At 57.0% G+C, this 13,033-nt stretch carries 14 protein-coding genes; 9 read left to right on the top strand and 5 right to left on the bottom strand.

What is annotated here, in order from left to right; genetic code table 11:
* Positions 1-229: 229 nt before the first annotated feature.
* From LOC70_RS01295 to LOC70_RS01275, 6 genes are all read left to right on the top strand, one after another.
* A complete protein-coding gene (locus LOC70_RS01295) occupies positions 230-811 on the top strand; it encodes a hypothetical protein (RefSeq protein ID WP_230251452.1) in 582 nt (193 codons plus the stop codon).
* Between the two features lie 127 nt (positions 812-938).
* On the top strand, positions 939-1,394 hold the full coding sequence (gene rplM / locus LOC70_RS01290; protein ID WP_230251451.1) for a 50S ribosomal protein L13: 456 nt from the start codon (positions 939-941) through the stop codon (positions 1,392-1,394).
* Between the two features lie 42 nt (positions 1,395-1,436).
* Positions 1,437-1,850: a 30S ribosomal protein S9 gene (gene rpsI / locus LOC70_RS01285; protein ID WP_230251450.1), complete on the top strand. Its 414-nt coding sequence runs from the start codon at positions 1,437-1,439 to the stop codon at positions 1,848-1,850.
* 12 nt (positions 1,851-1,862) lie between these two features.
* Complete coding sequence (infA, locus tag LOC70_RS01280) at positions 1,863-2,084, top strand: translation initiation factor IF-1 (RefSeq protein WP_007328023.1); 222 nt, start codon at positions 1,863-1,865, stop codon at positions 2,082-2,084.
* Between the two features lie 98 nt (positions 2,085-2,182).
* On the top strand, positions 2,183-2,281 hold the full coding sequence (locus LOC70_RS24560; protein WP_390888982.1) for a 50S ribosomal protein bL37: 99 nt from the start codon (positions 2,183-2,185) through the stop codon (positions 2,279-2,281).
* Between the two features lie 2 nt (positions 2,282-2,283).
* Entirely contained in the window at positions 2,284-2,820 is a 537-nt protein-coding gene (locus LOC70_RS01275) for a 3-hydroxyacyl-ACP dehydratase FabZ family protein (protein ID WP_230251449.1), read from the top strand.
* A gap of 531 nt (positions 2,821-3,351) precedes the next feature.
* On the opposite strand, the gene LOC70_RS01270 is transcribed toward LOC70_RS01275, so the two are convergent.
* Positions 3,352-4,641 (bottom strand): glucose-1-phosphate adenylyltransferase, encoded by a 1,290-nt coding sequence (locus LOC70_RS01270; RefSeq protein ID WP_315857182.1) that lies wholly within the window; start codon positions 4,639-4,641, stop codon positions 3,352-3,354.
* 119 nt (positions 4,642-4,760) lie between these two features.
* Positions 4,761-5,735 carry a ferredoxin--NADP reductase gene (locus LOC70_RS01265; protein ID WP_315857191.1) on the bottom strand — a complete coding sequence of 325 codons (975 nt, stop codon included), beginning with the start codon at positions 5,733-5,735 and terminating at the stop codon, positions 4,761-4,763.
* A 230-nt stretch (positions 5,736-5,965) separates the two neighbouring features.
* Here LOC70_RS01265 and LOC70_RS01260 point away from each other — a divergent pair, with 230 nt between their 5' ends.
* From LOC70_RS01260 to LOC70_RS24175, 3 genes are all read left to right on the top strand, one after another.
* On the top strand, positions 5,966-7,399 hold the full coding sequence (locus LOC70_RS01260) for a hypothetical protein (protein WP_230251446.1): 1,434 nt from the start codon (positions 5,966-5,968) through the stop codon (positions 7,397-7,399).
* Between the two features lie 13 nt (positions 7,400-7,412).
* Positions 7,413-8,885, top strand: coding sequence for a protoporphyrinogen oxidase (gene hemG / locus LOC70_RS01255; protein ID WP_230251445.1), 1,473 nt, complete (start codon positions 7,413-7,415; stop codon positions 8,883-8,885).
* A 242-nt stretch (positions 8,886-9,127) separates the two neighbouring features.
* On the top strand, positions 9,128-9,583 hold the full coding sequence (locus tag LOC70_RS24175) for an RNA recognition motif domain-containing protein (protein ID WP_255712666.1): 456 nt from the start codon (positions 9,128-9,130) through the stop codon (positions 9,581-9,583).
* Between the two features lie 69 nt (positions 9,584-9,652).
* On the opposite strand, the gene LOC70_RS01240 is transcribed toward LOC70_RS24175, so the two are convergent.
* The 3 genes from LOC70_RS01240 to LOC70_RS01230 all read right to left on the bottom strand — a co-directional run bounded on the left by LOC70_RS01240 (position 9,653) and on the right by LOC70_RS01230 (position 13,032).
* Entirely contained in the window at positions 9,653-10,945 is a 1,293-nt protein-coding gene (locus LOC70_RS01240; RefSeq protein WP_230251444.1) for a hypothetical protein, read from the bottom strand.
* Between the two features lie 103 nt (positions 10,946-11,048).
* Positions 11,049-11,843, bottom strand: a complete 795-nt coding sequence (locus LOC70_RS01235) for an SDR family oxidoreductase (protein WP_230251443.1) — start codon at positions 11,841-11,843, stop codon at positions 11,049-11,051.
* A gap of 16 nt (positions 11,844-11,859) precedes the next feature.
* Positions 11,860-13,032 (bottom strand): aromatic ring-hydroxylating oxygenase subunit alpha, encoded by a 1,173-nt coding sequence (locus tag LOC70_RS01230; RefSeq protein ID WP_230251442.1) that lies wholly within the window; start codon positions 13,030-13,032, stop codon positions 11,860-11,862.
* Position 13,033: the final 1 nt, after the last annotated feature.

Genomic DNA, 13,033 nt, shown 5'->3' with positions numbered 1-13,033 from the left:
AAAACGGAGTTTGCCTCCAACGTGGGTCGACTGCACCACTGGCATGGAAAACGCCGATTGACCCGGTCCTTCCCCCCAGCGCGTCTCGGCCGACAACTCCGGAAACGCTGAGGAAATCGATTGCAGCGATTTCCACTGGACAACTTATACATTTTGTATAACCTCGTGTCTAGAGAAAACTTTTGAAACCGAGAGGCGGTTAATCAGGATGTCGCTTGGTCTCTCGTCCGTGTCTTTATCTCTGTGTCTTCAACAATGGATCCGCGTCTTGGATGATGCCCAGCCCGCCCGTCAGCAATCCATCGCCGCAACGCGGGGTTCTTCCAAGGAGACGCTTCAGGGGACGGCGGGTGCCGTCGGTGCCGCTGCGGTGGGGAGCGAGGTTGCTCCTGGCCAGATGTTGCAGTCGCTGCAGTGGGAATTGAATCGAATTCAGCGAACCATCCGGTTGACGCTGCAATCGCGGTTGCAGTCCTTGGTGGGGCAGTCGCTGGAGACGATCGAAGAAAATCGAGAACTTGCTCAATCCATTCAAAAGATATTGGACGCGCATAGCCTTCGGATTCGATGCCCTCAGTGCGGGCACGCTGCGATTTTGCGTGTCTCGCCGCGAAAAGGGATGCCAGCGGGAGCGTTCGTCTTGGATCACACCATTGACGGGAAACGCACCTTTCATGGCGGGTCCGCTTCGGTGCCGCCAATTCAGTTGACGGCCAAGCCCGAGCGGAAGCCTCGTTCCGAATCGACCGCCTCGTCAAAGTCCGGTCGCACGACCACTTCGACGGCGGAGTCACGAACGAAGGCCGGCTAGCTCCGCTGTCCCATTTCGCCCAAAAAGCCTACAAACGTTTCCCAAATAGCCCTTGCCGGCCTTGGGGTCGGTCGAGTAGGTTCTGCGATTCAAATTTTCGGTGCCCTTTTGTCAGAAGTTGTAAGCAGTGGCTGTTCAACGAACCTACATGGCCAAACCCGGCCAAATCGAAAAACAGTGGTACGTCGTCGATGCCAGTGACGAAGTCCTCGGTCGACTCGCCAGCGATATCGCTGTTGTGTTGATGGGAAAGCATCGTCCTGAGTACACCCCACATGTGGATTGCGGTGACTTCGTCATCGTGACCAACGTCGAGAAGATCGCCATGACTGGCAACAAGATGAGTGATCGGCACTACACGTGGTACACCGGTTACACCGGACTGCGTTTGGAAAGCTATCAAGATCGTCGTGATCGCAAACCTGAGGATTTGCTGTTTCACGCTGTTCGTCGCATGCTTCCGAAAAACAAGCTGGCTCGCCAAATGCTGAGCAAGCTGAAAATTTACGCTGGTCCTGAGCACCCACACACCGCTCAGCAGCCAACCGAATTGGCTCGCACCAGCAAGAAAGCCACCGCCTAGTTCCCACACGTCCTCACCGACCGCATCATGCGGGTCTGATCCATGATTTCAGTTAAAAAAGACAAGATCAACGGCGACGCACTGGGAACAGGTCGTCGCAAAAGCAGCGTTGCCCGAGTTCGCGTGCGTCCCGGCAGCGGTAACATCACAATCAACGGAAAATCGATCGAAGACTATTTCGTCAACGATCAACATCGCTACGCGATCACTGAAACGCTCGATGCAGCGGGATTGACCGGATCGGTCGACCTGTTGGTTCGCGTTTCCGGTGGTGGCATGACCGGCCAAAGCGGCGCCGTCCGCATGGGCTTGGCTCGTGCCCTGTGCAGCCACGATGAGGCTCTGCACGATCCAATGCGTGAAGGCAGCTTCCTGACGCGTGATTCACGTATGAAGGAACGTAAGAAACCAGGCCTTCGCGGTGCTCGCCGTGGCGTTCAGTTTAGCAAACGCTAAGAAGGTTCAATTTTGGGTAAGAAAGAAGAAGCTTTTGAAGTCGAGGGCACCGTTACACAGGCCCTCGCCAACACTCGCTTTCGCGTGCAATTGGAAACCGGCAACGAAGTCATGGCACACGTTGCCGGCCGCATGCGAAAGCACTTCATTCGGATTGTCCCAGGCGACAAGGTTCGCGTGGAACTCTCTCCGTACGATTTGACCAAAGGTCGCATCGTCTACCGAGAACGCTAGGTCACAAGCCTTCGCATCCGCTCGTGTTGGCCGACGGTTTCATTCGCCATCTGCTTGCCGTTTCCATTCGTCTCCCCTCTTCCATAGTGACCGATACAGTGGCCAAGCCCCACCGGAAACCAAAGAAAGCCAACCACGGCAAACGTCCTGCCAACGCCAAAGCCCGCAAAGCAAAGCGTAAGAAAATCAAGACCTGATCGTGGCACGTAGCGAATTCATCCTGGACCCGGCTCTGCTGGACATTGAAAAGCCAATCGCAGACATCAATGCGATTCGCGAGTACAACCCGCAGCGGCACGAAATGGAACAGCTGACGGCGATTCTCTATGAGGATCTCGATCAGCATGCTTGCGCAGCGTACAAGGCCATCACGGAAGATGAATTCTGGGTTCGCGGTCACATGCCCGGCATGCCGCTGATGCCCGGTGTGGTGATGTTGGAAGCAGTCGCTCAGCTTTCCAGCTACTACACCCAAAAGCACGATCTTCTCGGCGCCGCCATGGTCGGTTTCGGTGGTGTTGACGAAGTCCGTTTCCGCGGAGTCGTGACCCCCGGCGATAACTTGATCGTGTTGGTGAAGCTCGAAAAAGCTCGCCGTGGCCGCATGATCGTTGCCCGCTTCCAAGGCGTCGTCGGCACGGACTTGGTTTTGGAAGGTTGCCTGCGAGGCATCCCAATTCCAATCGAAGCTGTCACTCGCCAACTTGGCGCCGCCAAAGAGTCGACCAACTCCTGAGCTCCCTTCCACCGGGAGGAAATTTGCGGTGTGGCGTAGGTCCGGTTCTACCGGACGCTCCTGCGAGCCAATGATCGCAGCCCCCCGTGTTCCTCGACAGGCCGCCCGTGTTCGCGGTCGGCCAAGAGTGGCCAACCTACAGTTGGTTCTTCAATGTCTCTCGACCGACGTAGGATGGGCATTCTTGCCCATCCCAAAACGTTGGCGTCTCTTCGGGCTTCTGGTGCAAATTGGTCAGCGCAGTTGCCCTGAGCCCACTTTCACCGCAAGACAATTCAGCGTTATGGCGTAGGTCCGGTTCTACCGGACGCTCCTGCGAGCCAATGATCGCAGCCCGCGTGTTCCTTGACAGGCCGCGCGTGTTCGCGGTCGGCCAAGAGTGGCCAACCTACAGTTGACCCTTCCGTGTCTCTCGACCGACGTAGGATGGGCACTATTGCCCGTCCCAAAACGCTGGCGTGTCTTCGAGTCACGTAGGTCCGGTTCCACCGGACTCTTCTCCTAATAAGCCAGCCGCCAATGACCTCAGTCTTAGCACTGGAATCCGTCGTTGATCTGACCATCCTTGATCACGATGCTGATGCCGTCTCGAATTTGCAGGTCATCGTCTTCGCCTTGGTGGTCGACCTTCGCGGCATTGGTGATGCGAACGTTTTGTCCCACGCGGCAATTTTTGTCGAGGATCGCGCCTTCGATGTAACTGCCGGCTCCGACGCCCAGCGGCAAACGGCCGTCGCGATTGGCACCACGCATTTCGATGAAGTCCGCTCCCATGACCACGCTGTCTTTAATCGTCACGTTGTCGCCGATGACCGTTCGAAGGCCGATGACGCTGTTTTCGATCGTGACATTGTCGCCAATTCGGCAGCCGTCGGCGATCAAGCTGCCCCGGATGTTGGCGTCGCCAATGATCGTTGGTGGCAGAAAGCGAGGCCGGCTGTAGATCGGTGAATGTCGATTGCGGATGTCAAACGGCGGGTTCTTGCTGGCCAGCGACAGGTTGGCTTCGTAGAACGAGCGGATGGTACCGATGTCTTCCCAGTAGCCATCGAACAGGTGCAGCTGAACCTTGTGCGTGTTGATCGCTTCCGGGAACACTTCTTTGCCGAAATCGCTGTGTGTGCTGCTTTCCAACATGTCGACCATCAGGTCCTTGTCGAAAATGTACAGGCCCATGCTGGCCAGTAGGTCACGCCCTTGGCTTTCGATGCCGCGAGCGTCGATCCAGCTAGGCTCCATGCGAACTTTCGCGATCTCCTCTTCGGTTTGTGGCTTCTCGACAAAGCCGGTCACGCGGCCGGAGTCATCGACTTGCATGATGCCCAGCGCGGAAGCGTCTTTGCGAGTCACGGGAATGCCCGCGATGGTCGCGGCCGCACCGGATTCGATATGCGTCCGCATCATTTCTCGAAAATCCATTCGGTACAGTTGGTCACCCGAAAGGATCAGCACGTGTTTGATCCAGCTTTCACGAAGGTGGACCAGGTTCTTGCGAACCGCATCGGCGGTGCCTTGGTACCAGTCCGTTCCTGAGTTGACGGTTTGCTGAGCCGCCAGCAGTTCGACAAAGCCGCCGTTGAAATGGTCAAACGTGTAGGTCTGACGAAGGTGACGGTGCAGGCTTTCCGACAAAAATTGGGTCAGCACGTAGGCACGATTCAGGCCGCTGTTGATGCAATTGCTGATCGGAATGTCGATCAAGCGATACTTGGCCGCCAATGGCACAGCGGGTTTGGCGCGGATCTTTGTCAACGGAAACAGGCGAGTCCCGCGGCCGCCACCAAGAATCAAAGCGATGGTGTTGTTGAGGTCCATGATCACTCTCGTGGGATGATGTGCTCGTGCGTGTGAAGAGTCTGTCTTAGATGGTTCGGTTTCAGCGGTCAGCAGGCAATGCGTTGTTTTTACGAAGCCGAATCTTGCAAGAAGATGGTCAGAGGCTACCAGTATTTCTCGAAGCGAATTGTGCCTGGCCCGGAAGCTTCATCAGCATCGTGGAAACCGGCCGCACGCAACAGAGGGAGCATGCCCGGCCTGTCAGGAGTTTCCGCACCTGGCGGAACGTAGCCGATCATGTCTGGGTTGCCGCACAGGAAAACGTGCGTGTTTGACGGGGACAGCGGATCGCCAACCAATTCAGCCAGTCGACCGGAAGTGAAGATTGTTTGAAGGTATTGCTTGCCGACGTAATCGGGACGGTTCGGTTCCAGGTTCTTCGGCTCGCGAGTTGTCAGAGGCAGGTAGCAGTAATTCGGAAAGCGACGCATCAGTTCATCGTGTTCGGGCTGGTATCCGAGATCGGACTGGAAGCGAACGCTGGTGGCCACCACGACCTTGCCGCGATGGCCGTTGGACAACAGCGTTGTGGCCATGGCGTTGTGAGGTGCTTCGCCGGTCCCCGTCCCGAGCATCAGAACGTTCTCGTCCAAAGGAATATCGCCCAACAGGTAACGTCCCGTGATCTTTTTCTCCACGCAGATTCGATCTCCGTCGGTTTTGCCGAACAGGCGAGGCGTCAGCGCAGGTGGTTTGCTCGCCGACGTGGCGCCTTGGCGGACCAGGGTGATGTAGAACTCCAGGTAGTCGATCTCGTCCACCGGCGCCAGTTGGCCGGCGTGCGGCGAATCTGCGTCGTGCAAGATCGGACATGAAATCGAGTATGCGCGGCGGACCAGTTTGCGTGACTTTTTGATCGGGACGTCTTCTGGTTGAGTCCCACGCAACCGGGGTTCCCAGTTCCCCAGTCCGATCGCGACGTACTGCCCTGGCACAAACGGCATGAACGGTTCGTCGCACTGAATGCGGAATCGAGCGAGGTCTTCCGTCAGGTCGATTCGTTTGATGATGGTCGCGTTGTAGTGTTTTTCGCGGAGCTGCTGTTTCTCTTCCTCATCTGGGTAGTCCACTTCGTCCATCTTTCGTTCCGCTCCCAGATGCTGGTTCATGTCGGCGACCTCTCTTGCGGGAGTTACTATACTGGATGGCGTCGAGCGGCGTGGTGACGACGGGTGCCTGGCCTACGGAGAGAGATGGATTGGCAGTGCCGTGGTTCAGTCGGGCCGAACGTGGGACGTTCATAGCACCCGAGGCCTCGCATCCGACACCGACCTTCCTTTATCTCATCATTCCATTCAGGCCATCGATCATGTTTGATCGCCAAGTCTTCTTTCGGTTGCTTTCGCGTCCTTTCTCAAGCCTTTCGCTTGCGATCGGATTGGCGATCTGCGCGCAAACCCAATTGCCCGCCGAGAACTGGACCAGCCTCGTGGGGAACCGCACCATTCAAGCGCAGATGGTTGGGCTGTGGGACGACAACGTCATCCTGCTGATGTCCAATGGACGGAAAGTCAGCGTGCCGATGAGAAGCTTGGTTGCGGAGAGTCGCATTCAAGCCGAAGAAATCGCCGAACGGCTGAAGTCGCAACGTCAGGCATTGAGCGACGAATTGCGTCAGGTGGCGTCGGCGGAATCGGCTCCCGCGCCCGACCCGCTGCCAACGCCACCGGCAGCCCCGGCGTACACACCGTTGGCCGCCGGATTGTCGGCTGATGAAGCGGTGTCGCAGATACAGCAGCAGCTTCGTGACGGACACTTGGCGGTTATCTTCGACGCCCTGCCTCCATCTTACCGCAGCGATCTGGATCAGTTGGTGGATCTGGCGATGCAGAAAGTCGATCCGAACGAATGGAACCAAGGCAATCAACAGCTCTACCGTTTGGCGGATCTCTTGGTGACTCGCCAAAACTGGATCAAGTCACATCCGCGTTTGTCGTCCGGTGATCCCAGCAGTCCGAGTGCATTCAGCGAAGCGTTTGATGAATTGCTTCTGCCGCTTGCCAACATGATTCGAGTAGGCATGGCGGACAACGCGTTCTCACCCGAGTCCATCCGCGGACAAGGCTTCACCGCTTGGTTTCGAGAACGTAGCAGTGTGATGGCACCTTACCTTCATCAGCTCACCGGCTCCTTCACCAGTTCAGAGGCTCGGTGGGAAGTTGGGAGTTTCAAGGAAGACTCCGCAATGATCCAACCCGTCGGTTCGGGTGCGACTCAGCCTGGCCAGCGACGCGGCAACCGCGGTGGTTCGATCGAGATTGTCAAAGTAGACGGCTACTGGATTCCAAAGGGTGTTTCGGAGCGGTTTCCAGATTGGATCAAAGAGCAAACCGAAAAGCTGAATGGAATGAGCGATGGTGAGGCCACCATGGCATCGTTGAACACAGGTGCCGGTGCCGCGAATCCAATGGTTGCTGGAATGGCAACCCAGGCCCCGCAAATGCTGGACTCTTTTTTGGCCCCACTCGAATCGGCCAACAGTGCCACCGCATTTCACGAGGCATCGGAGCAAACAATTGCTGCGATTCAGCCGATGTTCAGTATGGTCTCTGCCTTCGCGAAAATGGGTGCGAGCCGTGGCGGCAATGGAATGGGGGGCTACGGCAACTCGGGTTACGACGACATGAACATGGGGATGGGCCCACCCGACTATGGCGAGAACTATGGCGAACCCATGATGATGGAAGACGGCAGCATGGATCAAAGTGGTCCAGGCTACGGCATGCAGCCAACGAATCAGTGAGCCAGTTCAGTAGATGAACATTGCGATCATTGGTGGTGGTTTGTCGGGATTGTCGACCGCCGCTCACCTGCGTTTGTTGGCAAAGAAACAAGGCAAGCCGCAGCCCAACGTCACGCTATTTGAAGCAGCCGATCGACTCGGCGGAGTCATCCATACCGAAACCGTGACGGATGAGGCTGGCAATCGGTTCGTCATCGATCACGGTGCCGACATGTTCGCCACCGCGCCACCCGCAGCCATCGAATTGTGTGAGCAGTTGGGAGTCGCGGATCAGCTGCTGCGCCCCAATCCCAACGGTCGTGGCGCCATGATTGCGACGGGCGACCAGTTGGTCCCCATTCCCGAAGGGTTTGTCTTGATGCGACCAACCCGGCTTTGGTCGATGATCACAACGCCTTTGTTGAGTTGGCCAGGAAAGTTGCGTTTGCTTCGCGAGCGTTTGATACCGCCTCGAGACAACAGCGTTGCTGACGAAAGTGTGGGCGCGTTTGTCCGGCGAAGGTTGGGACCCGAGTGCTTGGATAACATCGTGGCGCCGTTGGTGGCTGGGATCTACACCGCGGACGTGGATCGGTTGAGCATGGCGGCGACGATGAAGCCACTGTGGGACATGGAGTCGCAAGACGGATCATTGGCAAAGGCGACCATCCGCCGCGTTCGATCTGGAGAGGACTCCACCGAACAAGCCAGCAGCGGGGCTCGCTACGAAAAGTTTCGCGCCTTTCCAGAGGGCATGAAGCAGTGGATGGATACACTCGCTGACTTCATCGGTCGTGAGAGTATTCGACTGCAAACATCAGTGCTGTCGATCGAACAGGCCGACAATGGGCGTTATCGAGTGAACATCGATTCCGGTGCATCGCCAGGCTTGGAAGATTCGTCGGAGTTCGATCAAGTCGTGATCTCAACGCCGGCGCACGTGGCGGCAGGTTTGGTTCAGTCTTGGAGCGAAAAGGCATCGGAAACACTTCGCAGCATTCCCTTTGCCTCGACCGCCATCGTGGTGATGGCTGTGCGGAAAGAATATGTTGAACGGTTGCCGGATACGTTTGGTTTTGTCGTGCCGCCAAAGGAACAGCGTCACGTTTTGGCGGGCAGCTTTGCTAGCACCAAATTCCCGCAGCGGGCACCGGACGATCACGTCATCATCCGGGCGTTTGTCGGTGGTGTCTTGCAACCTGAAATCCTGCAGCGCAGCGACGACGAAATTGTTTCCGTGGTGCGAAAGGAACTGGGGGATCTGATTGGGCTCGACCAAGCCTTGTCAATTGACGAGCTTGCGTCGGTGATCCGCGTGGTTCGGTGGAATCAGGCGATGCCTCAGTACGAGGTTGGGCACTTGGAAAAGGTCGAAACGATCCGTTCCGCGTTGGAGCCATTCACCGGATTGCATCTGAACACGAATGCACTGGGCGGTGTGGGGATCGCACCCGTCATCGCGGCGGCGGAGCGAACTGCGAAGAAGATTTTGGCCGACGTATCTTAAGGTGCTGCCGAGACTTCCGGATTGAGGTGCCGATCCATGACCGGATCGGGATGGATGGCGAACGTGACACCCCGAGTTGACGGTATTGCGACGCGAGGGAATTGTTTCGTGAATTCCATCATCGCGTCAAAAAGTTGGGATTGACTGAGGTATGAGGATGGTTCACGCTGCGCAGTCAGTTGAGCACCACATTCGGGTTGGTTGGTTTGTTTTGGAAGCGTTTTCCAGTGAAACGAACCTGAATGCGAGAGGCATCTTGCCTCGTTGGTGACGGTTTGCAGGGTATTAGATTAGTGACGAACATTTATGTCGGGAACCTCTCGTTTAAAGCCACGGAGGATGAGCTTCGTGGGGCGTTCGAACAGTATGGCGAAGTGTCATCTGTGAACATCATCATGGATCGAGAGACAGGACGTAGTCGCGGATTTGCCTTTGTCGAAATGGCGGACGCCGAAGGCGCAAAAGACGCGATCGAAAACCTGAACGGACAAGAAATTGACGGTCGCAGCGTGACGGTCAACGAAGCTCGTCCACGTGAACCGCGTGGTGGCGGTGGTGGTGGATACGGTGGCGGTGGCGGCGGACGCGGCCGAGGTGGCTATGGCGGTGGCGGCGGAAACCGCGGCGGCGGTGGCGGCTACGGTGGTGGCGGTGGATACGGCGGCGGTGGCGGCTACGGTGGCCGCGGCGATCGCTGATCCTCGACAGCAAAGTTTGAGAAACGCGAAGCCGGTTCGGAGACGAATCGGCTTCTTGTTTGCGCTGATTCAGTCGTCCAAGCCGGTCATCATCGCTCGCTTGGGGGAATCTAAAATCGCGTCGTCGCGAGAAATCTCTTCACGCATCGCACGCAATCGTTCGTACTTGCGTCGTGCCGCCTCCGCGACTTCCGCGTCCTCGTACTTCGGCGTCGAATTGACGGGCGCTTCCAGAGACAACTTGCCAAACTCGTCCAGGATCTCGGTCAGGCTCATCGCCGTTCGGTCACTGGTACCTCGTGTCAAACGTTTGATCATTTCCATCGATAGGATGCCTGCCGAACGAAAATGGATCTTGGTGACCACGGGTTCCGCGGGGTACATGCCCATCAAAATCATCTTGTCAAATCGAACCTCGGAGGAGATCGTTGGCAATGGTGAGTTCACCGCCTGGTTACCCAAATCCAGACGATGCAAGTTCGTGCGTTCTTCACTGGTGATGTAGACCTCCAATTCGAAGTCATCTGCGGTGGAATCCTGCGGCAGATGAAGCAGCATCAGCTCCAGCGCCTGGCGACCACTATCGGCAACGCCCGACACCGTCGCGTCACTCTTTTCAAACGCGAACATCATTGCCAAGGTGCGTCCGATTACCACGCCCGAGTCATCAGGTGTGCCCATCAAACCCAGCGTTCGGAAACGGCTGACCGCGACATTGATCATGGGTTCCGGTTCAATCGTGTAGCCAGGGCGTTCGATTTCATAGAACGCGGCGGCGCAGTCAGTGCCAAAGTAGACCCGACCTTCTTCGTCGTAATACAAGTTGGGTTGGACGGAGAGACGATGGTCCTCGAAATACTTAAGCACCTGTTGGCGGGTCACCGCCGGAAGCTTCTGGCGGCCTTCGTTGGCCATCTCCAGTCCAATCGTGATCGCTGACGGACGACCGAGTTCGCCATGTTGTCCGGGACGCACTCGCGAAAACGACGACGAGACCGAGGCACCCGGCGTCAGCACACGACAAGCGTGACCTTTGGCGTTGCTGTATGCCCGCATCCAGTCGCGTTCGGATTCTGGGAGTGCTCGCAACGTCATCAACTCGTCGCGGCGCGGGGCGGAGCCAATCTGGCCAACTCGCAGCGTCAAGTCGCGCGACGACTCACTTTCGCCTTCGGCTCGCGAAGGCCGGACCGGCTGTGCGAAGCTGCCCAGGCTCAGTTCGGGTGTCTCTTTTGCGACCTTGTCCGAAGTCTCGCCGGGCAACGAACCAGGAGCCGTTTTCGCGACTTGCCATCCAATCATGCCGATCAGAACTACCGCCAAAGCGATGGTACCTCGGCGAAGCATCAGGGGATCTACCATGACGAACTCGTTCGTTGTGTTGCGTGGGATGATGGCGGCGTGACGTCGGGGCAGCGACTCGCCGGATGAGATGAAAATGGATGAGATGAAATGGTTGAGACGGTTAGACGCGAATGCTGACTCCGCCGTCGACGACGATCGTTTGGCCTTGAATGAGGTCACTGCCTGGTCCGCTCAAAAACGCCACCACGGAAGAGACATCTTGTTCGCACAGGCGTCGTTGCCCGACCATCATGCGTTCGGTCGCGGCTTCGATCAAACCTTCCGATCCAGGCATGCTGGCGATTGCTTCCGTTGCGATGATGCCAGGCAAGACGCAATTGAAGTTGATCCCATGGTCGCCCAGTTCCAATGCAAGATGACGGACCAAGGCTTCGAGCGCCGCTTTGGAAGCGCCGATGGCACCGTAGTGCGGGACCGCCCAGTTGGATCCGTGGCTGCTCACCGCGACCAGTTTGCCGTGATCGTCACCCTTGGCCAAATGAGGCCAAGCCGCTTGCGCGAGCCAAACCACGGGAGCGGAGTTGCTGCGCAAAACAGCTTCGAAGTTGACCGGCGTGAGATCGTTCAGATCGCGAAAGCCACCGGCGGCGGCGTTGCTGACCACGATGTCCAGTCCACCCCATTTGTCGGCAACCGTGTCCACCATCGCGGTGACATCGTCTTTCGAAGACACATCGGCCCGCACGAGCATGACGTTTCGACCGAGGTTGGAAACCTCCGTCGCGACTTGGACGGCTTGCTCTTCTGACTTCAAAAAGTTGATCGCGACCGACGCACCGCGTGAAGCGAGTTCGAGAGCGATGGCTTTGCCGATGCCACGGCTTGCTCCCGTGACCAAGGCTCGTTTTCCAAGTAGGTCCAACGTTGCATTCGTTTGATAGGAGTCACTCTGCATGATTGCCGTCCTGTCCTTATCCGTGACGTTTCATTTGTTGGTTCCAATGCACGTGAAACGCGTGCAGACGTTCTTCGCAACGTCCAAAGATTCTTTCGGGTGTTTGGCGATGGTGACTCACAGCGGCGTTCATCCCCGCTTGAACCTTGGGGAAAATCGCCGCGTCTTCTGCCAAGACCTTTTGTGCCATGGAAGCCGCGCTCCGACCAAGTCCTCGCGAAAGCAATCTTCCAACGGGACCGCTGCGCTTGGACTTTCGCGTAAATCCGAACACTTTCATTTTGCTTTGGGGAGTTCCGCCGCTTTGGCCATCGGTTGCGCAATCGACCACCGGGGTGATTTGGTAGACCAAACTCATGGTGTCGGTGAACGATGCCATGATATTTGGAAACGCGTGCACATGGTGGTATTCAGGGCCAAAATTGCCGACCAAGTACTTCATCACACGTTCCTCGATTCTGGCCAAGAAAGAGTCCTCCCGGGCGTCGGTTGCGAAGCGAGTTCCCCAGGGAAGCAATTCATGCGTGCTCGCGTTTTCGCCCGGGTCTGTTCCGAATGTTTCAGAATGCACTTCGCTGAGGTGATAACTTTCGAGCGATCCTTCGATGGGAATCTTCCAGTCGCACGGGTAACTCAACTCATCCGACAGAACCAATTGCCAGTCATCTGAATTGGTTCGGGCGGCCAGTTCGCTCAGCCATGGTGCGGGCCAAGACATCTGCGGATCACTTGGTTCGTCGGACCTCTTGTCGACAGCGAGATCTACGAAAACCAATTGACCAATTTGGTGAACCGGATAGCCGGTCAAGCGGTGCTTTTCACGGTCAAAGTAAGGGAAGTTCTTTGCTTCGGGGATCTTTCGTGTTCGGCCATCAGCCCCGTAACGCCAGCCGTGGTACGGACATCTTAATTCTTCCGATGTGCCCTGTCCCTTTGGGACGAGTTGGCATTGCCGGTGGGCACAGACGTTTTGAAATGCGACCAGTTCACCGTCGTGGTTGCGGACGACCAGTGGGAGCCCGAGGCAGTCCATCGCGACGTAGTCGCCTGAATTTGCCAGTTGAGACGCGGCGGCCACCAGTTGCCATCCGTCGCGACGTAACGCCGTCCGCTCACGCCGATTGAAGTCAGCGTCGGTGTACCACTGCGATGGCAGAATCGCTGGAAGGGAGGTCGTCGCGTGATACATC

Source organism: Rhodopirellula halodulae (assembly GCF_020966775.1).
GTDB classification, from domain to species: Bacteria; Planctomycetota; Planctomycetia; order Pirellulales; family Pirellulaceae; genus Rhodopirellula; species Rhodopirellula halodulae.
This window is presented reverse-complemented; position numbering and strand designations above follow the sequence as displayed.

Coding starts and splice junctions, on each gene's coding strand:
- LOC70_RS24175 (WP_255712666.1), top strand. CDS start 9,128: ATGCGAGAGGCATCTTGCCTCGTTGGTGACGGTTTGCAGGGTATTAGA.
- rpsI (WP_230251450.1), top strand. CDS start 1,437: ATGATTTCAGTTAAAAAAGACAAGATCAACGGCGACGCACTGGGAACA.
- LOC70_RS01260 (WP_230251446.1), top strand. CDS start 5,966: ATGTTTGATCGCCAAGTCTTCTTTCGGTTGCTTTCGCGTCCTTTCTCA.
- LOC70_RS01265 (WP_315857191.1), bottom strand. CDS start 5,735: ATGGACGAAGTGGACTACCCAGATGAGGAAGAGAAACAGCAGCTCCGC.
- LOC70_RS01230 (WP_230251442.1), bottom strand. CDS start 13,032: ATGTATCACGCGACGACCTCCCTTCCAGCGATTCTGCCATCGCAGTGG.
- hemG (WP_230251445.1), top strand. CDS start 7,413: ATGAACATTGCGATCATTGGTGGTGGTTTGTCGGGATTGTCGACCGCC.
- LOC70_RS01240 (WP_230251444.1), bottom strand. CDS start 10,945: ATGGTAGATCCCCTGATGCTTCGCCGAGGTACCATCGCTTTGGCGGTA.
- LOC70_RS01235 (WP_230251443.1), bottom strand. CDS start 11,843: ATGCAGAGTGACTCCTATCAAACGAATGCAACGTTGGACCTACTTGGA.